Genomic DNA, 20,596 nt, shown 5'->3' with positions numbered 1-20,596 from the left:
GCTCCATGTCATACAACACCTTCGGCCATATGTTCCGCGTCACCACTTGGGGCGAAAGCCACGGGCCAGCTATTGGGGCGACCGTGGATGGTTGCCCGCCGAACGTGCCCGTGACGCCTGAAATGCTGCAAGTCTGGCTCGACATGCGCAAACCCGGCACTGGCAAGAACGTCACGCAGCGCAAAGAACCCGATGCGGTGAAAATCCTGTCAGGCGTGTTTGAGGGCAAGACGACCGGCACCCCCATCCAGCTACTGATCGAAAACACCGACCAGCGCAGCAAGGACTACGGCGACATCGTCGAAAAATTCCGCCCCGGCCATGCCGATATCTCCTACTGGATGAAATACGGCATCCGCGACTATCGCGGCGGCGGGCGGTCCTCTGCCCGTGAAACTGCATCTCGTGTGGCAGCAGGCGGCATCGCACGCGAAGCGATCAAACTGCTGGCCCCTGACCTGAAAATCACCGGCTACATGGTGCAAATGGGCGAAAAACATATCGACCGCAGCACCTTCGATTGGGACGCCATCGACCAAAATCCCTTCTGGGTGCCAAGCTTTGAGGCGGCCAAAGAATGGGAGACCTACCTCGACGGGATCCGCAAATCGCAAAACTCCGTGGGTGCGGTGATCGAGGTCACAGCCCGCAACGTGCCTGCAGGGCTTGGCGCACCAGTCTACGCAAAACTCGACACAGACCTCGCCGCCGCCATGATGTCGATCAACGCCGTCAAAGGCGTGGAAATCGGCGAAGGCATGGCCGCCGCAACCCTGATGGGCACCGAAAACGCGGACGAGATTCGCATGGGGCCAGATGGCCCGATCTTTTCAGACAACCACGCAGGCGGCATCCTAGGAGGGATCTCAACAGGGCAAGACGTGGTGGTGCGGTTCGCCGTAAAACCCACTTCCTCAATCACCACCCCACGTAAAACCATCACCAAAACGGGCGAGGAAACCGACATCATCACCAAAGGCCGCCACGACCCTTGCGTCGGCATCCGCGCCGTTCCAGTCGGTGAAGCCATGATGGCCTGCGTGATCCTTGACCACATCCTGATGCACCGCGGCCAACAAGGCGAAAACCAAGGCCATATAGGCTGATCCCCCTTCATCTCGCCAAATAAACCTCGGGGTTTGGGGCAGAGCCCCAATCCAAAACCAACCAAAGGCTCCACGCCAAAAATGGACAAACCCCACATAGAACACCGCCCCAGCACCGCCATCGCGCTGAAACTGACAGCCGTGTTCCTGTTCATGTGCATGGCCGCAATGATCAAAGAAGCGACCCAAGAAGTACCACCAGGACAGGCTGTTTTCTTCCGCTCGTCTTGCGCGATCCCTGTGATTCTACTTTGGTTGGCCCAACGCGGCGAATTGCGTGAAGGTCTGATCCCCAACAATCTGCTCAACCACATTTGGCGGGGGGTGTTTGGAACCTCGGCGATGATCCTGACCTTTGGCGGTTTGATGTTGATCCCCCTGCCAGAAGCCACCGCAATCGGGTATGCGACGCCTATGTTCACCGTCATCCTAGCTGCCGTATTTCTAGGCGAACGCGTGCGTATCTTTCGCCTGTCTGCCGTCGCCTTGGGCCTGTTTGGGGTAATGATCGTGATGGCGCCGCGCATGTCGTTGGACGCAGATACCCTTACCACGGGCGCAACCCTCGGGGCATTTATGACCCTTGCCGCTGCACTGTTGCGGGCGCTGGTGCAAATCCATGTGCGCAAGATGGTGGCGTCAGAACACACAGCAGCCATCGTCTTTTACTTTTCACTGACAGCCACATGCCTGTCGCTGTTGTCGATCCCCTTTGGTTGGGTTTGGCCGTCGCCCTACGCCTTGTCGCTGGTCGTTTGTGCAGGACTGGTTGGCGGCGTGGCGCAGATCATGGTCACCAGTTCGTACCGCTTTGGTGCAGCCTCCATGCTCGCCCCGTTTGACTATTCCTCTCTGATCTTCGCCAGCATCATCGGTTACGTGATATTCTCGGAAACAGTCACACTGAATATGGCATTGGGTGCCGGGCTGGTTGTTGCAGGCGGCGTCATCATTATTTGGCGCGAACGCCAGCTTGGCATGGACCGCGCCAAATCCCGTGCCGCAACGGCACCAAAAGGCGAATAGCGCAACCTGTGCTAGAGTAACCCCAGCGCAGGGAATCACCCGGCAAACCGGGGTCCCTGTCAAATTTCTGGGAGGAACTTTATGAACATCAAATACTTATCCGGACTGACATGTGCATTGGCACTGACAGCAGGGGCCGTATGGGCGGAATGCAACCCATCCAAATGGGGGGCCGATGACACAATTGGGTCGGCAAACCTTGTGACGGCAGAACGCACGTTGATGGCGTCCAAACTGATCAAACAGGGCAAATCCATGCCGCTTGGGATCACCATCGGCTCTGATACGCCCGCCTTCCCACCACGGTCTTTGAACCTGCAAGTCGTGCAACCCAACCAGCAAGGCGGCCAAAAGCTCAGCGGCTTTGGCTATGAGGGCAACTATAATGACGACGTGTTGCAAACATGGATCGGGATCGGCTCGCAACTGGACGGCCTTGGCCACCTTGGCGAGAACGGCAAATACTACAATTGCCTCGATGAAAAAGAGATTTCCGTCATCACAGGCTTGACGAAACTTGGCACCCACGACGTGCCGCCACTTGTCGGACGCGCAGTGATCGTGGACATGGCCAAACACTTTGGCGTGGAAACGATGGAAGCCGGTCAACACTTTGGTGAGGCCGAAATCAAAGCCGCCGCCGAAGCCCAAAACGTGACCATGGGCGAAGGGGACATCATCCTGTTCCACACAGGCTGGACCGACGGTAAATTCGAAAGCGAACCTGCCACATGGGGTGGCGCAGAGCCGGGCCTGAACAACGAGGGCGCGGTCTACCTTGCGTCGCTGAACCCGATGGCCGTGGGTGCTGACACTTGGGGCGTAGAATCCGTGCCTCCTGCTGAAGGCGACAAGCTGTTTTACGGCCACGTCACCCTTCTAAAAGACAACGGTATCTACATTCTGGAAACCATGAACACAGGCCCCGTCCTGCGCGATGGCGTAAATGAATTCATGTTCGTGCTGGGTCAGGCGCGGATCAAAGGATCGGTACAAGCGATGATAAATCCAGTGGCGTTGTACTAAAACATCCATGTGCGGCGGGAAGCCTCGCCGCATATATCACTTCGCGTGACACGCCGACGCTTCAACCACCAGACCATCTGGGCCGAACCGCAGTGTCTCGGCGGCCAGTACATCACGATGATTGCGGTAGGTGATTACGCACATGCCGTAGCCGTGCATCACATCGACGACCACAAAAGACAGATTGGGTTGCGCCTCTAATGCGCGGGACCAGTAGTCGCGCAAAGCGTCCTTGCCGCGCAACTCGCCCGTGCCGACCAAACGCATCGCTTTTTGGGATCGAAAGACCACATCCGGCGCATAATGCGCCAGGATGCGGTCAAGGGAATGGGAGTTCCATGCGGCCTCCCATTCTATCGCAAAGGCGGAATAGTCCAATTAGACGCGCACCAGCTTTTCGTAGCTTTCCGAAATATCACGCGTCAAAGCGCCGACTTCAAAGTTGTAGTCACCAATCTGCCCAACAGGGGTCACTTCAGCGGCGGTGCCTGTCAGCCAGCATTGTTCAAACCCTTCCAGCTCTTCGGGCATGATCACGCGTTCGTTCACCTTCACGCCTTTTTCCTTAAGCATCTCGATGACCGTTTGACGGGTCAAACCGTTCAGGAATGCATCGGCCAATGGCGTATGCACTTCACCGTCTTTCACAAAGAAGATGTTGGCGCCTGTCGCTTCGGCCACATAACCGCGATAGTCGAACATCATCGCGTCGGAACACCCTTTGGCTTCGGCTGCGTGTTTGGACATGGTTGCGATCATGTAAAGACCAGCGGCCTTGGCTTGCGACGGTGCGGTTTCCGGCGATGGACGCTTCCACTTGGCGATGTCCAGCTTGGCGCCTTTCATTTTGGCGTCGCCGTAATAATTGCCCCATTCCCAAACGGCCACGGCCATATGGACAGGGTTTCGGGCTGATGCGACGCCCATGTCCTCGCCTGCCCCGCGCCATGCGACAGCACGCACGTACGCGTCTGTCAGACCGTTTGCGTCCAAAGCCGCTTGCTTGGCCGCTTCGATTTCATCGACAGAGTAAGGAATATCAAAGTCGATCAGCTTGCCAGATGTGATCAGACGCTCGGAATGTTCACGCGACTTGAAGATTTTGCCGGAATAGCAACGCTCGCCCTCAAAGACAGAGGACGCATAGTGCATGGCATGGGTCAGAATGTGGACATTTGCGTCCCGCCATTCGACCAATTGGCCGTCCATCCAGATTTTACCGTCGCGATCATCATATCCGCCAGCCATAGCCAAGCCCTTTCCTATTTTGCATTAATTGCGCCATTGCGTCCGGTTCGGACATAAAATTGCGCAAAACCTGTGATTAGCTAGGCGTTTGATGTTGGAATGTCAACAACACTGACGTATGCTGTAACAAATGGCGTGAAGAGGGACGAAGTGATGTCAGACGGAGCGTACCGGGGCGAGAACCTTTTGTTCCTCACCGATGAACAATTGCGGCAAGGAATCGAGGCGATGTTTTTCGCCTATCGTGGGTTCACAGCCGATCCCGACCGGATTTTGGGCGATATGGCGTACGGTCGGGCCCACCATCGCGCCATCCACTTTATCAATCGCGCCCCGGGCACAACGGTGAACAATTTGTTGCATATCCTCGGGGTGACGAAACAATCGCTCAATCGTGTGTTGCGGACGTTGATTGCCGATGGTCTTGTCGAAAGCACCGTAGGCAAATCGGACAAACGCGAACGCCACCTACATCTTACCGAGGAAGGAAAGCAATTGGAGCAGACCCTATCGGACGCGCAACGCGCACGTATGCGTGCAGCGTTTCGTGACGCTGGTCCCGACGCGGTTGCAGGATTTCGCACCGTGCTCGAAGCCATGATGGACCCTGAAATGCGACGTGCCTACACGCGTCTGAAAGAGAGCGGCCAATGAGCGAATTAGACGCCCACCTGCTGATTGTGGATGACGATGAACGCATTCGGGTTCTGTTGCAGAAGTTTCTGATGAAAAACGGATTTCTGGTGACCGCCGCCCGCGATGCCGCCCATGCAAGGCGCATCTTGTCGGGGCTTGATTTCGACATGATGATATTGGATGTGATGATGCCGGGTGAAGACGGGATTTCGCTGTGCAAATCTATCCGCGAAACCAACGCCACACCGATCATGCTGCTGACCGCCAAAGGCGAAACCGACAACCGGATCGAAGGATTGGAAGCCGGGGCCGATGATTATCTACCCAAACCCTTTGAACCCAAAGAACTGCTGTTGCGGATCAACGCCGTACTGAGGCGCATGCCTGAGACCCCTGCTGAAGACACTGTACCCAAGATTTTGCATCTGGGCGACATCCGCTACGACATGGAGCGCGGAGAGATGTGGCAGGGCGAAGACCTCGTGCGCCTGACAGCCACAGAAATGCAATTGATGAAGCTGTTTTCCGCCAAACCCGGAGAGCCCATCAGCCGTGCGCAACTGGTCGAAGATCTGGGCCGCGATCGTGGTCAGGCGCAGGAACGCGCGGTTGACGTGCAAATCACCCGGCTGCGTCGCAAGATCGAAGCCAACCCCAAGCAGCCACGCTACCTGCAAACGGTACGCGGTGCAGGATACATGCTTGCGCCGGACTAGCGCGTCGTTTTCTTTGAAAGAAAACGCGCCGCAGTGTTTCAAACACTGCGCTTCCCCAGACGAAAGCCTTAGCCATGACCACTGTCCTTCTGTCACACACCGACTGCCTGTCCCACGTGAATCCACCCGGCGCACCGGAACAGGTCGCGCGCCTGCACTATATTCTCGAAGCGCTTGAAGATCTGGACCTAATACGCACAGATGCTCCCATGGCCACGGATGCAGACCTGTTGCGCTGCCATCCGCAATCGCACCTCGACCACATTCGAAACAGCATTCCGGCAGACGGGTACACCGCCCTTGATGCCGACACCTCTGTGTCACCCGGATCACTGAACGCCGCCTACCGCGCGGCAGGTGGCGCTGTAAAAGCCGTCGATATGGTCATGGGCGGCGAAGTCGCAAACGCATTTGTTGCGACCCGCCCACCAGGGCACCACGCCGAACAAACAACGCCGATGGGGTTTTGCCTGTTTGGCAATGTCGCAATCGCCGCCAAACATGCGCTTGATCATCACGGCCTCGACCGCGTTGCTGTTGTCGATTTCGACGTCCACCACGGCAACGGCACCCAAGCACTGCTTCAAGACGATCCGCGCGCTTTGGTCGTGACCTCACAACAGATGCCGCTTTGGCCCGGCACCGGAGATGCATCCGAACGCGGGCCACATGATACAATCATCAATCTGCCCTTGCCGCCGGCGTCGGATGGCGCACATGCAATAGACGTCTACAAAAGCAAAGTCTTGCCTGCCTTGATCCGGTTCAAGCCCCAAATGATTTTGATTTCGGCGGGCTTTGATGCCCATCAGGACGATCCTTTGGCAAATCTCAATTGGTCTACCGATGACTTTGGCAAAATGACGAAAATGATCCTGCAAACTGCACAAGACCTGTGCAAAGGCCGGGTGGTATCGGTGTTGGAAGGCGGTTATGATCTGGATGCGCTGGCCGCTTCGGCACGCGTACATGTGCAAGAACTGATAAAGGCCGCGACATGAGTGACACAGCTGTAGACGAGATGAGCTTTGAACAGGCTATGGCCGAACTGGAACAGGTTCTGGGCCAGCTGGAACGCGGCGATGTGGCGCTGGACGAATCCATCGCGCTTTACGAACGTGGTGCGCTTTTGAAAAAGCGGTGTGAGACAAAACTGAAAGAGGCCGAGGAAAAGGTGGCAGCCATCACCTTGGACAGCGACGGCAACCCCACAGGTTTGAAACCCGTCGAAGGGCTGTAAACGCTTATGTTTCAAACGCGCCTCAAGGTGTGCGCCGCTGCAGTGCAAGCGCATTTTGATACTGTTTTGGGACGTCTCGATGACCTTCCTGTTGTTCAGGCCATGGGCCACGCCACCAACGGCGGCAAGCGGCTGCGCGGTTTTCTGGTGATGGAAACTGCGCGATTGCACGACATTCCTGACGCCACATCGATTTGGGCCGCAACAGCCATCGAATCGCTACACGCCTATTCACTGGTCCACGACGACCTGCCCTGCATGGACGACGATGACCTGCGCCGCGGCCAACCCACAGTGCACAAAAAATGGGACGAAGCGACGGCGGTTCTGGCCGGTGATGCCTTGCAAACGCTGTCTTTTGAACTTGTCACCGACCCCCGGGCTGGCACCGGTGAAGTGCGTGCGGATCTGGCGCAAAGCCTTGCCATCGCCAGCGGCGCGCAAGGCATGGTTTTGGGGCAAGCACTGGATATAGCCGCAGAAACCGCCAAAACCCCGTTAACGCTGAACCAAATCACCCACCTGCAACAAGGCAAGACCGGTGCGTTGATCGCATGGTCTGCTATGGCGGGTGCGCGTCTCGCTCAGGCTGATACCACAGCCTTGCGGGATTATTCCCATGCCCTTGGCCTCGCCTTTCAAATTGCCGATGACGTTCTTGACGTGGAAGGCGACGCGGAAACCGTGGGCAAGGCAACCGGAAAAGATGCTGATGCAGGCAAAGCCACATTCGTGTCCTTGCTGGGGCTAGACGAGGCGAAACGCCGCGCCAATGAGTTGGTGGAATCGGCCTCGGATGCCTTAAGTGTATATGGTGAGGACGCCGAAGTGCTGCGCCAAGCCGCCCAATTCGTCGTCGCACGCAAAAGCTAGGAAAACGGCAATGTCCGACCTGAAAAATGATCGCCCGAACACCCCGCTGCTGGACACTGTCCAACGTCCCGCAGACCTGAAACGGTTCTCTGATGCAGAGCTGATCAAAATTGCACAAGAGGTGCGTTCTGAAACGGTATCTGCGGTCTCTGTTACGGGGGGACACTTGGGTGCCGGCCTTGGTGTGGTCGAACTGACCGTCGCTTTGCACGCCGTGTTCAACACCCCCAAAGACAAGATTATCTGGGACGTGGGCCACCAGTGCTATCCACATAAAATCCTGACCGAACGACGCGATCGCATCCGCACATTGCGCCAAAAAGACGGGCTGAGCGGCTTCACCAAACGCTCTGAATCCCCCTACGATCCGTTCGGGGCCGCACATTCCTCAACGTCGATCTCTGCCGCTTTGGGTTTTGCCGTGGCGCGTGATTTGGGCGGCAACGTGCCCGAAGGCTTGGGCGACGCGATTGCCGTAATCGGTGACGGATCCATGAGTGCAGGCATGGCCTATGAGGCGTTAAACAACGCAGGCCATCTGAAAAAACGCATGATTGTGATCCTGAACGACAATGAAATGTCCATCGCCCCGCCTGTGGGTGCAATGTCCAGCTACCTCAGCCGTCTTTACGCGGAAGAGCCCTTTCAAGATCTGAAAGCCGCCGCCAAAGGGGCGATCAGCTTCTTGCCCGAACCATTCCGCGAAGGCGCAAAACGGGCCAAGGACATGCTAAAAGGCATGACCGTGGGCGGGACACTGTTCGAACAACTCGGGTTTTCATATCTTGGGCCCATCGACGGCCACGACATGAACCAGCTGCTGCCCGTCCTGCGCACTGTCAAAGACCGCGCCACCGGCCCTATTCTGATCCATGTCATCACCAAAAAAGGCAAGGGGTATGCCCCCGCCGAAGAAGCCCGCGACAAAGGTCACGGTGTGTCCAAGTTCAACGTGGTCACTGGCGAGCAGAAAAAGGCGCCGTCCAACGCGCCCAGCTACACCAAAGTATTTGCAGAACACCTGCTGAAAGAAGCCGCAGACGACGACAAAATCTGCGCTGTCACCGCAGCCATGCCCGATGGCACTGGGCTGAACCTGTTTGCTGAACGCTACCCGTCCCGCTGTTTCGATGTGGGCATCGCAGAGCAACACGGCGTGACATTTGCAGCGGCCCTTGCCGCGGGCGGGATGAAACCGTTTTGCGCGATGTACTCCACATTTTTGCAACGCGGCTACGATCAAGTTGTGCATGACGTTGCCATCCAGCGATTGCCCGTGCGCTTTGCCATCGACCGTGCCGGACTGGTGGGCGCAGACGGCGCGACACACGCAGGCGCATTTGACGTCGCATATCTGACGAACCTGCCCGGTTTCGTCGTGATGGCCGCAGCAGACGAGGCAGAACTGGCCCATATGGTCGCCACCGCCGCCGCCCACGATGACGGCCCAATTGCGTTCCGCTTCCCGCGTGGTGAAGGCAATGGCGTCGACATGCCCGAACGCGGCAAACCGTTGGAAATTGGCAAAGGCCGTATGATCCGACACGGTAAACAGGTGGCTTTACTGTCCTTTGGCACACGGCTGGCCGAAGTCGAAAAAGCAGCCGAAGCGCTGACCGCGAAGGGCATCACGCCCACCATTGCCGATGCGCGATTTGCAAAGCCACTGGACCGCGACCTAATCCTTGAATTGGCCGCTACCCACGAGGCGCTGATCACCATCGAAGAAGGTGCTGTGGGCGGGTTTGGTAGCCATGTTGCGCAATTGCTGGCCGAAGAAGGCGTGTTCGACACAGGGCTAAAATATCGTTCCATGGTCCTGCCAGACACATTCATCGACCATGCAAACCCCGCCGACATGTACGCCGACGCCAAGCTGAACGCGTCAGATATCGAAGCGAAAGTCCTAAACACTTTGGGCGTTGCAACGATTGGCGAAGCACGGGCCTGACCCAAGGTCGCCCTTTACGCAACACCATCTTGCCCCCACAGTTTGTGAGAACTTGAGGGGGCATCATGGACATCCACAGCAAACCAATCCTGACCTATCGTTGGACCGTGTTCCTTTTGGCGGCGGGATACTGTCTTTATCAGACATTTACCGCCAGTTACGACCACTTTGGCGGGCCATTTCGGTTCCTCACAATCTGGGCGCTGTTTGCATCGTTCTTTGCCGCCTCTCGGATGCTGGCACTGTCCCAAGACAGGATCACGCGCAAACATGAGGTCACAGCCCAAACTGCGGCCGTTCTGAATGTGATGGTGTGTTACCTTTATTGGAAACTGTGGTTCACGGATCCGGCGTTGGTGAACAACAACGGGCCGGTCATCTGGCATCAGGAATACTATTTGCACGCGCTTGGACCAGCGTTGCAAATCATCGACGCACTGTTCATTGGCCGGGTCTTCAGGCGCACGTGGCGGGCAGCACTGCCGCTTCTCGGGATCATTGCCGCCTACGTCGCTTGGACCGAACTGGTGGTGCAGCGCCTAAGCGACAGCTCGCCTGGTTCAATCACGTCGGGTTTGCCTTATCCCTTCCTGAACAACATGGAACTGGCTGAACGCGCCGCGTTTTACGGTCTTAACGCTGGTGTCGCGCTGGCGCTACTTGTTGTCTTTGGGCTTGTCGGTTGGGTCCTGCGACACGGACGCTAAGGCATCCAGTTTCGCCTCAAGTGATGCAAGGCGGGCAATCATTTCTTCGCGGTATGCTCCGGTTTCGGCGTTGGATTCTTCGGCATGGGCGTCCTGCATCGAGTTTACGATCAAACCCACCAACAGGTTCACAACCGCAAATGTCGTGACCATGATGAACGGCACAAAGAAGACCCAAGCGTATTCATAAACTTCCATGACGGGACGCACGATCCCCATGGACCAGCTTTCCAATGTCATGATCTGGAACAACGAATAGGCGGACTGTCCAAGGCTGCCAAACCATTCCGGAAACACTTCGCCAAACATCTTGGTCGCGATCACAGACGCGATGTAGAAGATCAGCGCCATCAATAAAAACACCGACCCCATGCCGGGCAAAGCCGTGATGAAGCCTTCGACAACGCGGCGCAGGCGGGGGGCGGCGGATATGACACGCAAAGCCCGCAAAATACGCAACGCGCGCAACGCCGAGAACCCTTCGCCAACGGGGGCCAGCGAAATACCAACGATGACAAAGTCGAAGACATTCCAACCGTTGCGGAAAAACGTAAGACGATAAGCGAAAAGCTTGGCCAAAAGTTCCAACACAAAAATCGACAAGCAGATTTTATCCAGCAGCAGAATGAAATCACCCGCAACCGCCATGACCGGCTTGGAAGTCTCAAGCCCTAGAATGACCGCATTGAACAGGATCACCCCAACAATAAAGTTGCTGACCCCGGGGCGGGCCAGAAAGGCTTTGGTTTTGTCTTGCAACGTCATCGCACACCTCTTGCGGTTTGCGCTTATATGCGATGCGCCGGACATACGAACAAGGGACTGCGCCCAGTTTTAAGCATCAAGTGCCAACAGAGCAGCCAAGCCTTCACGGTACGTCGGATATTTAAGCACAACGCCAAGTTCATCTTTAATCCGGTCGTTGCGCACTTTCTTGTTTTCCGCGTAGAAGCTGCGCGCCATCGGGGACATCTCTGCCGTCTCGAAGGGAACTGCTTCGGGGATCGGCAATCCAAGTAACTCTGCCGCGTGACCAATCACGTCCTGGGGCGGCGCAGGGTCATTGTCGCACACATTGTAGGCTGCCCCCGGATTGGGCTGCCCAATAGATGCAGCCAGAATTTGCGCGATGTCTTCCACATGGGTTCTCGAAAACACCTGATCTTTTTTGATGATACGGCGGGCGGTGCCATTGCGCACTTTGGCAAAAGGGCCACGGCCGGGGCCGTAAATTCCAGCCAACCGGAAGATGTGCAGTGGCAGATCGGGAATGGCGCCCCACCCTTCTTCTGCTTCTTTTCGGTACTGCCCGCGCTTGGTCGAAGGTTGAAGCGGCGTATTTTCATCGACCCAGCCCCCGCCGTGATCGCCATAAACACCCGTCGTGGAAAGATAACCCACCCACCGAATCTGCGCGGCATGTTTTGCGATTGCCTCGCGCCATTGCGTTAAAACCGGATCGCCATCCCCATCCGGTCCCGCAGAAATGAGGATGTGGTCCGCGCTTTGGATGGCCTCTGTCATGTCGGTGCCCGGCCAGATCAATGCCTCCACACCCGTTGCCGCCAACGCTTTTGCCTTTTCAGCGCTGCGCGTGGTTGCGATGATGCGCCACCCATGCGGCTGCAACAAAGATGTCAATGCGCGGGCCGAATAGCCGTGCCCGAATGAAAGCAAAGTGTGTGTCATTTCCCATAGGTGACAATTGGTGCGCCGCTTCGCAAGCCCTTGCGCAAAGATGTGACTTGGGGTCCACTTGGTCCATGACAAAACCACCTTCTTTGGATGGGGCCTATGACCTCAAGACACCGCAAGATTCGATAGACCTATATGCCGAATGGGCAAACACCTACGACACCGATTTTGCGGACGACCACGGCTATGTGCTGCATGCTCATGTGGCACGGGCCTATGTGAACGCGGGCGGCTATCAGCCGGTTCTGGATATGGGGGCGGGCACAGGATTGTGCGGTCAAGCGTTGCGCGACAGGGGTTTGGATGCTCTTGACGCTACAGATATTTCAGCTGACATGCTGAAGGTGGCAGAAACCAAAGGGCTGTATCAAACGCTGTTTGTTGGTGACATTATAGCCGGTCTTGATGTGGCGGACGGTGCGTATGCCGGTGCTGTCAGTTCCGGCACATTTACCCATGGACATGTCGGGCCAGAGGCACTGGACGAGCTGCTGCGTGTTGTACGGTCTGGCGGTGTGATCTGTATTTCCATCAACACAGAACACTTTGCCGCCCATGGATTCGAGGCTAAACTGGCAGCATTAGATCCTATGTGCCGTGAGATTTCCAAAGTGGAAGTGCCAATTTACGAAGGTGGCTCAGGCGATCACTCCAACGACACAGCCTTTGTGACCTTGATCCGGAAAGCCTAGCGTCCCTTCCAGACGGGATCACGTTTTTCGGCAAACGCCTTCGCACCTTCCAACTGATCCTCTGAGGCATAAAGCACATCAACCGATCGCAGTTGGCGTTTGGTAATGCGGTTCATCGTATCTTGGAACTTGCTGTCTTCGGCGTCTCGCACAATCTCCTTGATTGCGGCATAGACAAGCGGCGGCCCAGAGGCGAGAAGCCGCGCCAGTTCCCAGGCACGGTCCATCAATTGATCGCCCGGCAAGATTTCGTTGACGATGCCCCATCGGTTGGCTTCTTCGGGATCAAACCAACGGCCCGTCAAAAGCAGCTCCATGGCGATGTGGTAAGGGATACGCTTTGGCAGTTTCACGCTGGCGGCGTCGGCCACGGTGCCAGACCGAATTTCTGGCAAAGCAAAGCTTGCATGGTCGGCGGCCAAAATCATGTCGGCACTCAGCGCCAGCTCCAAACCACCGCCACAGCAAATGCCGTTGACCGCCGCGATGACAGGCTTGTTCAGATCGCGTAATTCCTGCAACCCGCCAAAGCCGCCAACACCGTAATCGCCGTCAACCTCATCCCCGTCAGCGGCGGCTTTCAGATCCCAACCTGGGCAGAAAAACTTGTCGCCACCACCGGTGATGATGGCCACGCGCAGCTCCGGATCATCACGGAAATCGGCAAAGACCTGCCCCATGATAACGCTGGTTTTCAAATCAATGGCATTGGCCTTCGGGCGGTCCAGCGTGACCTCCAAAATCGCGCCCTCGCGCTTGGTTTTGATCGGTGACATCTTAGGTCCTTTCAGGGGAAATTTTTATCAAAGCGTCAGCCGCGATTGCTGCGCGGGACGTACACATCAACGGATTGATTTCAACTTCTTCAATTCTGTCATGGCGGGCAACCACAAAGGACTGAACCCCCATAATTGCGGCAACGACTGCATCAAGGTCGGCGGCCGGTTTGCCCCGAAACCCTGTCAGCAAGGGAAAGGTCTTTAGGCGCGACAAAGCCGTTTTTATTGTGCCTGCATCACTTGGGATCAACAGCGACTGCGTATCTTGCAATATCTCTGTCATGACGCCGCCCGCACCCACCGTCAAAACAAACCCATGCGCAGGGTCCCGGACCACGCCAACCAACAGCTCCGCGACCGCGCCTGTTACCATCGCTTCGATCAAAACGTCGTCACCCGGTATATCCGCGGCGACAGCGTCCAGATCAGCTTTGGCAACATTCAAACGCACCGCATCCATTTCCGACTTATGGGCAAAACCGACACCTTTGACCACAAACGGGCCGCTGTGTTCCTCAGGTCCGGTGGCGGTATCAAACACTTGCGGAACAGACACACCAAAGCTTTGCAGCATGGTTTTGGCATCTCGTTCGGACACCAATGCGCCATCACGATCATCGCCAGCAGGCAACGGCGCCTCATGGACACTATCCGTCAAGGCGGCGGCCACCTGTGCTGCGGCAATAGCTTCTGTCAGACCGTTCATGGGCACGACGCCAGCCGCCATCAATTGCGCGGCCACATCCTGGGGCATTAATTCCGGCAATGTGGCCACAACAGCCACAGGACGACCGCTTGCCTCACGCACTGCAATTGCCGCGTCCGTGGCGCAGACCCAATCGGTGGCATCCGTGTGAGGATAATCCACAATCAGCAAGGTCAACCCGATGTGGTCTGCAGCCATCGGCAACCAAGCCGCCGTCATGGCATCCGTATCACGCCATACGTAGGTGTTGTAATCCAGCGGATTAGACAAGGCGACCATAGGGCCTAATGCGCTACGTAGAGCCTGCTTTTGATCATCTTGCAAAGCCGGAAATGACAAAGACGTTCCGTGTGCCGTATCAGCAGCCAGACTGGCTTCACCGCCAGAACAACTGATCGACGACAGCGTAGGGGCATCCAAAGGACCAGCCACATGCAACAGTTTCAATGTCTCTAGAAATGTCGGAACATCGTGTACACGGCCTATCCCGAACCGGCGCAACAACGCGTCCGCACCCGCATCACTTCCGGCCAAAGATGCCGTGTGTGAAACCGTAGCGCTTTGCGCTTGCTCGGATTTCCCCACTTTCAACGCCAGCAAAGGAATGCCTTTGGACGCGGCCTTCAGCGCAAGGGCGTGCCATTCGGCTATGTCACCAAACCCTTCGATGTGCAGCCCGATCACGGTCACGCGCGGATCATCCAAAAGGGCCATCGCAATCTGCGCTTGAGACGTTTGCGCCATGTTTCCGCATGCCACCATGTAGGCAATCGGCAAGGCACGCTGCTGCATGGTCAAATTGATGGCGATATTAGAGGATTGCGTCAGCACTGCCACGCCACGATCAACCGGCACACACCCATGTTGATCTGGCCACAAAAGGGCCTGATCCACCGCGTTTATAAAGCCATAGCAATTGGGTCCGAGAATCGGCATCGCGCCGGCGGCCTTTACCAAACGCGCCTGTAAATCTGCGCCTGCGTCATCCTCTGCCAAAGCCTCGGAAAAACCGGACGCAAAACAGACAGCACCGGCTGCACCCATGCCCGCCAGTTGGGCAACCAGATCAATGGTCAGAAATCTGTTCACGCCCAGAAACACTGCGTCCGGACATCCAGGCAAGTCATCCAAAGACGGCACAGCGCGGATACCATGCACCTCTATGCCCTTGGGGTGCACAACCCAGATGTCACCAGAAAACCCCATCTGCTGGCATTGCAAAACAATCTGGGCGCACCAGGCACCACCACCAACAACAGCAATAGACTTGGGGCGCAGCAATCGCGAAACATCAGACATGGAACGTTCTTCTTTTCGCTGTAAATATCCCGGGGGGAGGCGCGTCAGCGACGGGGGGCTGGCCCCCTGCCTTGGGCGACGCGCATAGGCAATAAAACACCTTACGCGCCCAAAGGCCGCAACAAATCACGACTGATGATGTGACGCTGTATCTCGGAGGTTCCGTCCCAGATCCGCTCAACGCGGGCATCGCGCCAAAAGCGCTCCAACGGGTAGTCATCCATCAAACCCATACCGCCATGCAACTGGATGGCAGCGTCCGTGACACGGGCCAACATCTCTGAAGCGTATAGTTTAGCCGACGCAATTTCGCGGTTCGCAGGCAACCCTTTGTCCAGACGATCCGCCGCAGCCAACGTCAGCAGATCGGCGGCGTCAATTTCCGTGATCATGTCTGCCAACTGGAAACTGACACCCTGAAACTTCCCAATGGGTTGTCCAAATTGTTCGCGTTGCGCCGCATAATCCAAAGCATAATCAAACGCACGGCGCGCCCGTCCAACCGACATTGTAGCGACGGTGATGCGGGTAGCATAAAGCCATGTGTTCATCACCTCAAAGCCACTGTCCACTTCACCCAGAACCTGCGCGTCTGGCAAACGGCAATCGTCAAATTCCAAAATCATGTTTTTGTAACCGCGATGGCTGACAGACTTATACCCGTCACGAATGACAAAGCCCGGCGTGCCGCGATCCACCAAAAACGCGGTGATGCGTTTCTTGGGGCCTTTAGGGGTCTGATCTTCGCCGGTGGCAATAAACACGATAATGAAATCCGCGTGTTCTGCCCCCGAGATGAAATGCTTGGTGCCATTGACCACCCAGTCGCCACCATCGCGCACCGCTGTGCATTTCATGCCGCGCACATCGGACCCCGCCCCGGGTTCAGTCATCGCCAACGCGTCCATGCGTTCGCCGCGCACAGCTGGCATCAAATAGCGCTCCACCTGTTCACCTTCACAGGCCATCAAGATGTTTTGCGGGCGACCAAAGAAATGATTCAACGCCATAGACCCGCGCCCCAATTCCCGTTCCACCAGCGCAAATTCGACGTGGTTCAACCCCGCACACCCGACGCTTTCGGGAAAGTTGCAGGCGTAAAATCCCAAATCAATGGTCTTTTGCTTAATGTCTTGCGCAATCTCGGCGGGCACTTCGCCGGTGCGCTCCACCAGTTCCTCATGTGGGTAAATCTCTTTTTCCACAAAAGAGCGTACCGTATCTGCGATCATCAATTGTTCGTCGGTTTGGCCGTAAATCATCTGTCTCTCCGTTACCGACTGTCTGCCGGGGTGTAATCAAACATTTCTTTCGCCGAAATGGCCTCTGCCCCGCCTTGGGCCGCGACACGTTTGGCTTGATCTGCAAAGGCCTGCGCGTTTGCCGCGCCAGGGTGTGCGCCGTTGGATTGCGCAACAAGGCTTGCACCCAGCCTTCGCCATTCAAAATATGCACCCGCTCAATCTGTTCGACAAATCCGGTGTCATCCGCACCAGAGCGACAGTGCAGCTTGCGAATGGACACAGGGGCCACGCCCGCATCTTGCAAGGCATGCCCCCACGACCGTTCGGTTCCGTCATATGCCTCTGCCGAGGACCAACACCCGATTTCATGCACCTCTTTGCCTGTGGCAATCGCGGCACGTGTCGGCACACAAATTGGCGACGGCGTGTAAGCGTTGGTAAAATTGGTGCCCCGATCGCGCAAACGCTCCAAGTTCGGCATTTGCGCGTGTTCAAGCGCCCACCAAGACAACTCGTCCGCCATCATGAACACAACATTGGTCATGAATACATCTTCTTCTTGCGCGCCCGCGTTTCGGTTGTGCCTTCTTCGCTGCCATCATGGAATGTCCCAAACCAGCGGTCCCAAGGCATTTCCTGATTGCCGTAGTTGCATTCAAAATAGCGGTGATGCAGCGTGTGATAAAATGTGCCTAAAGCCAGGGATCGTTTGTCCTTGATTAGCAAATCTTCATAGCCTGTGTGCGTCATCGCAGCCCCCGGCCCCTGATACAAAACATGAAAAATCAGGTGGATCGGATGCGACGCCACAACCCAATGCACGCACAGCGACGACAGATAGATCAAGTGTTCCACGGGGTGCATCGAAAACCCCGACCATGGCCCGATATTGATGTTGCGGTGATGCAGCGCATGATATCGCGTGTAGAAAAACGGCACATGCAGCAGGCGATGCACCCAATAGAAATGGAACGCCGACCAAACCGGCAGCAATACGATCCACAGCACAAACCAAACAGGGTTCGAGGCCAGCGTAATCACTGGAACATAGCCATTTGCCATCAGCCACATGGTGACCACCTGAAACGCCGTCAGTTGCGCGACACCGCTGGTCAGGGTCCAGAACATGTTGTCCTTGACCTGATCGGAAAACAAAAACGCGCGGTTGCCTTTGGCCTGATCGCGACCGTCAAACTTCAGCGTTTTGCCTTGGCCTTTGCGCATGTAAAAATACCAATGCAGGCCCCCGGCAATGGCCATCACAAAACCAAGGTTCACCAGATAGGTCTGGATCACCCAACCCATGGCAAAGCTTTGCGCGACTTCAAGCGCAGGATAGAAAAACGCGTAAGCTATCACCGCCAAAATCAGCAAAATCATACGTTCGCTCAGGGCCAACCAATTGCGGCGCAGCCAACCCGCGATATGGCGCGCATTGGTGCCTTTGGCGAAAATCGAAGGGTCCTCTAGCGGCAAATCAGGATGGTAATTCCAGACGCCATAGTCTTTGTCATCAGCTGGCATAGTTCGACCCTTCGTCATCCAGAATGGCCTTCAATTCCGCCAGATGGCGCGCGTCCTGTTCGGGGTAGGTTTCCAATTCCTGCGCGGTCTTTTCAGCCACCTCATCGGACAACACCCGCAAGGGCTGCCCCGTCTGCAACGCCATGATGTACGTCATACAGGCCCGTTCGAAATAATAGAGCCGATTAAAGGTATCTGCGACCGTTTCGCCCACAATCATGATGCCATGATTGCCCATAATCATGACCTTCTTCTTGGGGTCATCAAACAGCTTGGCGCAACGCTCACCTTCTTCCTCAAAGGCCAATCCGCCATAGCTTTCGTCGATCACATAGCGGTTGAAAAAGGTGCAAGCGTTCTGATCGACGGGGGGCAAACGGCTGTCTGCCAAAGCCGCCAAAGCCGTGGCATAAGGCGAATGAACGTGCATGGCGCAACGGGCGTGGGCGCAGTGGCGATGCATTCCGCCATGTAACCCCCAAGCCGTTGGGTCAGGCGCGTCAGGGCCTTCCATGGACGCCGGATCATTGGCGTCAACTTCGATTAGATCACTGGCTTTGATACGGGAAAAATGCATCTGGTTCGGGTTCATCAGAAACTTTGTACCATCGTCGTTGATCGCCAGTGAAAAATGGTTCGCAACTGCCTCGTGCATGTTTAAACGCACAGTCCAACGAAACGCCGCTGCCAAGTCCACACGCTCTTGCCAATGATCCATATTCGCCCGTGTCATACCGCACCCTTCCCGTTGTTTTGATGCACAATGCACAGCCCACAAAACCCAGACCAACGAAAAAACTTCTCATGATCCATAAGCTCAGCTAATGCTAATCTTATGAGCTTACCTCCACTGAACCAACTTCGTGCCTTTGAAGCCGCCGCAAGGCATCTGTCTTTCACCGCCGCTGCAGCTGAATTGAACATGACCCAAAGTGCCGTAAGCCAGCAGATCAAGTCGCTTGAAACGCACCTTGGGCAACCCTTGTTTTACCGGCGCCCTCGCGCTTTGGAGTTGACGGTGATGGGTTTGAACTATGTGCCCGTGGTGCGCGAAGCGTTCCAAACCCTTAGTCGCGGCACACGGATGTTGATGGATGGTGGCACCCAAAAGGCACTGCATATCGAATCCAACGTCACTTTTATCACGCAGTGGCTCGCCCCCCGTCTGCCCCGCTTGTACGCAAAACACCCCGACATGCACCTGCACATAACAACGTCCATATGGGACCAGATGGAACGCGTCGAAGAGGCGGATGTAGAATTTCGATTTCTCATGTCCCAAGATGCCGACCCACAGGCCGAAAGGGTCACATGGGACCACTTTTATCCAGTGTGCGCACCAGAGTATGTTGTGACTTTGGACACCATTTCCCGACACCGCTTATTCTATACCACAGCCATGCTGACAACATGGGACAGTTGGGCTGAAGGATTGGACGTGGGCACGCCAAAAATCACCCATTGCCAAGTATTAGAGACTGCTTTGGCTGCAGCACAAGCCGGCGCTGGCCTGACCATGGCCCACGACAGCGTGGTGGCAAACCTGTTGGATCAGGGGCGGCTGATCAAACCCTTTGAACACTCTGTTGTGATGCAAGAAGCCTATTACCTAAAGCTGCACCCCAAAGCGGATGGCAACACCCAGGCAGATGCGTTTATTGGCTGGATTAGAGACGAAATTGATATCTACAAAGGTCTGGAAGGCACCCACGCATAACCGTTTTCACACAAGATGTATGCCTCGCGCAGGCCATGCGGCTTGTCTGTGGGTTCTTGCAAAATCGTGACATCCGCCATGCCATGCGCCCGCAGGTATGCATCGTCGGGGTCAACATCATACAATCTGATCTCTACGCCTGCCCCACGCGGTGGGTTTTCCGGTAGAAGATCCAGCAAGGGGTTGCTGTGATAGGTGGCATCACTGTGCAACTGCAACACTTGGTCGCCGATTTTTGCAATGGCAAAATCTTTGCTGACTTGAAACATCTCGGCCTGAAATGCCCCGGCCAGAAAAGATGCCTCGCGCCCCACGTTGCGAACCAGAATGTTCACACCAATGCCGCGCAGTGATTTGCCGAAGTCTTCGGCGCTGACGTTTTCGTAATCCATGCGAAACTGTTACGTCGAA

Annotated in this window: 23 protein-coding genes; 12 read left to right on the top strand and 11 right to left on the bottom strand. The window is 56.1% G+C overall.

All coding sequences use genetic code 11. The features are described from left to right. The first annotated feature begins 5 nt into the window (after positions 1 to 5). From aroC to ASD8599_RS01370, 3 genes are all read left to right on the top strand, one after another. Positions 6 to 1,106 carry a chorismate synthase gene (aroC, locus tag ASD8599_RS01380; RefSeq protein WP_108826883.1) on the top strand — a complete coding sequence of 367 codons (1,101 nt, stop codon included), beginning with the start codon at positions 6 to 8 and terminating at the stop codon, positions 1,104 to 1,106. Positions 1,107 to 1,187: 81 nt separating this feature from the next. Further along, complete coding sequence (locus ASD8599_RS01375; RefSeq protein WP_108826882.1) at positions 1,188 to 2,132, top strand: DMT family transporter; 945 nt, start codon at positions 1,188 to 1,190, stop codon at positions 2,130 to 2,132. An 81-nt stretch (positions 2,133 to 2,213) separates the two neighbouring features. Continuing rightward, on the top strand, positions 2,214 to 3,158 hold the full coding sequence (locus ASD8599_RS01370; RefSeq protein WP_108826881.1) for a cyclase family protein: 945 nt from the start codon (positions 2,214 to 2,216) through the stop codon (positions 3,156 to 3,158). A 36-nt stretch (positions 3,159 to 3,194) separates the two neighbouring features. Here the strand turns inward: ASD8599_RS01370 and ASD8599_RS01365 are convergent, their stop codons facing one another. Beyond that, positions 3,195 to 3,536 carry a nuclear transport factor 2 family protein gene (locus ASD8599_RS01365; protein WP_108826880.1) on the bottom strand — a complete coding sequence of 114 codons (342 nt, stop codon included), beginning with the start codon at positions 3,534 to 3,536 and terminating at the stop codon, positions 3,195 to 3,197. After that, entirely contained in the window at positions 3,537 to 4,406 is an 870-nt protein-coding gene (locus tag ASD8599_RS01360; protein ID WP_108826879.1) for a branched-chain amino acid aminotransferase, read from the bottom strand. A gap of 153 nt (positions 4,407 to 4,559) precedes the next feature. Here ASD8599_RS01360 and ASD8599_RS01355 point away from each other — a divergent pair, with 153 nt between their 5' ends. From ASD8599_RS01355 to ASD8599_RS01325, 7 genes are all read left to right on the top strand, one after another. Beyond that, the gene (locus ASD8599_RS01355) at positions 4,560 to 5,060 is read left to right on the top strand and encodes a MarR family winged helix-turn-helix transcriptional regulator (RefSeq protein WP_108826878.1); all 501 of its coding nucleotides are present in this window, start codon (positions 4,560 to 4,562) and stop codon (positions 5,058 to 5,060) included. Then, a complete protein-coding gene (locus tag ASD8599_RS01350) occupies positions 5,057 to 5,758 on the top strand; it encodes a response regulator (RefSeq protein ID WP_108826877.1) in 702 nt (233 codons plus the stop codon). Before ASD8599_RS01355 ends, ASD8599_RS01350 begins: the two co-directional genes overlap by 4 nt. Positions 5,759 to 5,832: 74 nt before the next feature. Further along, on the top strand, positions 5,833 to 6,759 hold the full coding sequence (locus tag ASD8599_RS01345; protein ID WP_108826876.1) for a histone deacetylase family protein: 927 nt from the start codon (positions 5,833 to 5,835) through the stop codon (positions 6,757 to 6,759). After that, the gene (locus tag ASD8599_RS01340; protein WP_108826875.1) at positions 6,756 to 6,998 is read left to right on the top strand and encodes an exodeoxyribonuclease VII small subunit; all 243 of its coding nucleotides are present in this window, start codon (positions 6,756 to 6,758) and stop codon (positions 6,996 to 6,998) included. Before ASD8599_RS01345 ends, ASD8599_RS01340 begins: the two co-directional genes overlap by 4 nt. Before the next feature lie 6 nt (positions 6,999 to 7,004). Beyond that, positions 7,005 to 7,871 (top strand): polyprenyl synthetase family protein, encoded by an 867-nt coding sequence (locus ASD8599_RS01335; RefSeq protein ID WP_108826874.1) that lies wholly within the window; start codon positions 7,005 to 7,007, stop codon positions 7,869 to 7,871. Positions 7,872 to 7,881: 10 nt separating this feature from the next. Continuing rightward, positions 7,882 to 9,822 (top strand): 1-deoxy-D-xylulose-5-phosphate synthase, encoded by a 1,941-nt coding sequence (gene dxs, locus ASD8599_RS01330; protein WP_108826873.1) that lies wholly within the window; start codon positions 7,882 to 7,884, stop codon positions 9,820 to 9,822. Positions 9,823 to 9,887: 65 nt separating this feature from the next. Further along, positions 9,888 to 10,529, top strand: a complete 642-nt coding sequence (locus ASD8599_RS01325; RefSeq protein ID WP_108826872.1) for an androgen-induced gene 1 family protein — start codon at positions 9,888 to 9,890, stop codon at positions 10,527 to 10,529. On the opposite strand, the gene ASD8599_RS01320 is transcribed toward ASD8599_RS01325, so the two are convergent. Together ASD8599_RS01320 and ASD8599_RS01315 are read right to left on the bottom strand one after the other, a co-directional pair. Further along, positions 10,479 to 11,294 carry an ion transporter gene (locus ASD8599_RS01320; RefSeq protein ID WP_181364375.1) on the bottom strand — a complete coding sequence of 272 codons (816 nt, stop codon included), beginning with the start codon at positions 11,292 to 11,294 and terminating at the stop codon, positions 10,479 to 10,481. The genes ASD8599_RS01325 and ASD8599_RS01320 overlap by 51 nt on opposite strands. A 69-nt stretch (positions 11,295 to 11,363) precedes the next feature. After that, the gene (locus ASD8599_RS01315; RefSeq protein WP_108826871.1) at positions 11,364 to 12,218 is read right to left on the bottom strand and encodes an SDR family oxidoreductase; all 855 of its coding nucleotides are present in this window, start codon (positions 12,216 to 12,218) and stop codon (positions 11,364 to 11,366) included. Between the two features lie 74 nt (positions 12,219 to 12,292). On the opposite strand from ASD8599_RS01315, the gene ASD8599_RS01310 reads away from it, so the two are divergent. Beyond that, on the top strand, positions 12,293 to 12,916 hold the full coding sequence (locus ASD8599_RS01310; RefSeq protein ID WP_108826870.1) for a class I SAM-dependent DNA methyltransferase: 624 nt from the start codon (positions 12,293 to 12,295) through the stop codon (positions 12,914 to 12,916). Here the strand turns inward: ASD8599_RS01310 and ASD8599_RS01305 are convergent. The 6 genes from ASD8599_RS01305 to ASD8599_RS01280 all read right to left on the bottom strand — a co-directional run bounded on the left by ASD8599_RS01305 (position 12,913) and on the right by ASD8599_RS01280 (position 19,201). Further along, entirely contained in the window at positions 12,913 to 13,692 is a 780-nt protein-coding gene (locus ASD8599_RS01305; protein WP_108826869.1) for a carnitinyl-CoA dehydratase, read from the bottom strand. The two genes, ASD8599_RS01310 and ASD8599_RS01305, sit on opposite strands and share 4 nt — an antisense overlap. Position 13,693: 1 nt before the next feature. Continuing rightward, positions 13,694 to 15,700: an acetate--CoA ligase family protein gene (locus ASD8599_RS01300; protein ID WP_108826868.1), complete on the bottom strand. Its 2,007-nt coding sequence runs from the start codon at positions 15,698 to 15,700 to the stop codon at positions 13,694 to 13,696. A gap of 101 nt (positions 15,701 to 15,801) precedes the next feature. Further along, positions 15,802 to 16,962, bottom strand: coding sequence for an acyl-CoA dehydrogenase family protein (locus ASD8599_RS01295; RefSeq protein WP_108826867.1), 1,161 nt, complete (start codon positions 16,960 to 16,962; stop codon positions 15,802 to 15,804). Continuing rightward, positions 16,880 to 17,488, bottom strand: coding sequence for a sulfatase-like hydrolase/transferase (locus ASD8599_RS01290; protein WP_108826866.1), 609 nt, complete (start codon positions 17,486 to 17,488; stop codon positions 16,880 to 16,882). The genes ASD8599_RS01295 and ASD8599_RS01290 overlap by 83 nt, the downstream gene beginning before the upstream one ends. Continuing rightward, a complete protein-coding gene (locus ASD8599_RS01285) occupies positions 17,485 to 18,468 on the bottom strand; it encodes a sterol desaturase family protein (RefSeq protein WP_108826865.1) in 984 nt (327 codons plus the stop codon). The genes ASD8599_RS01290 and ASD8599_RS01285 overlap by 4 nt, the downstream gene beginning before the upstream one ends. After that, positions 18,458 to 19,201, bottom strand: a complete 744-nt coding sequence (locus ASD8599_RS01280; protein WP_108826864.1) for a class II aldolase and adducin N-terminal domain-containing protein — start codon at positions 19,199 to 19,201, stop codon at positions 18,458 to 18,460. The genes ASD8599_RS01285 and ASD8599_RS01280 overlap by 11 nt, the downstream gene beginning before the upstream one ends. A 102-nt stretch (positions 19,202 to 19,303) precedes the next feature. Here ASD8599_RS01280 and ASD8599_RS01275 point away from each other — a divergent pair, with 102 nt between their 5' ends. Then, positions 19,304 to 20,185 (top strand): LysR family transcriptional regulator, encoded by an 882-nt coding sequence (locus ASD8599_RS01275; RefSeq protein ID WP_108826863.1) that lies wholly within the window; start codon positions 19,304 to 19,306, stop codon positions 20,183 to 20,185. On the opposite strand, the gene ASD8599_RS01270 is transcribed toward ASD8599_RS01275, so the two are convergent. Beyond that, on the bottom strand, positions 20,155 to 20,577 hold the full coding sequence (locus ASD8599_RS01270; RefSeq protein ID WP_108826862.1) for a VOC family protein: 423 nt from the start codon (positions 20,575 to 20,577) through the stop codon (positions 20,155 to 20,157). The two genes, ASD8599_RS01275 and ASD8599_RS01270, sit on opposite strands and share 31 nt — an antisense overlap. Between the last annotated feature and the right edge of the window lie 19 nt (positions 20,578 to 20,596).

Source organism: Ascidiaceihabitans donghaensis (assembly GCF_900302465.1).
GTDB classification, from domain to species: domain Bacteria; phylum Pseudomonadota; class Alphaproteobacteria; order Rhodobacterales; family Rhodobacteraceae; genus Ascidiaceihabitans; species Ascidiaceihabitans donghaensis.
The sequence above is the reverse complement of the archived record's forward strand: the minus strand, read 5'-3'. Positions and strand labels throughout refer to the sequence as shown.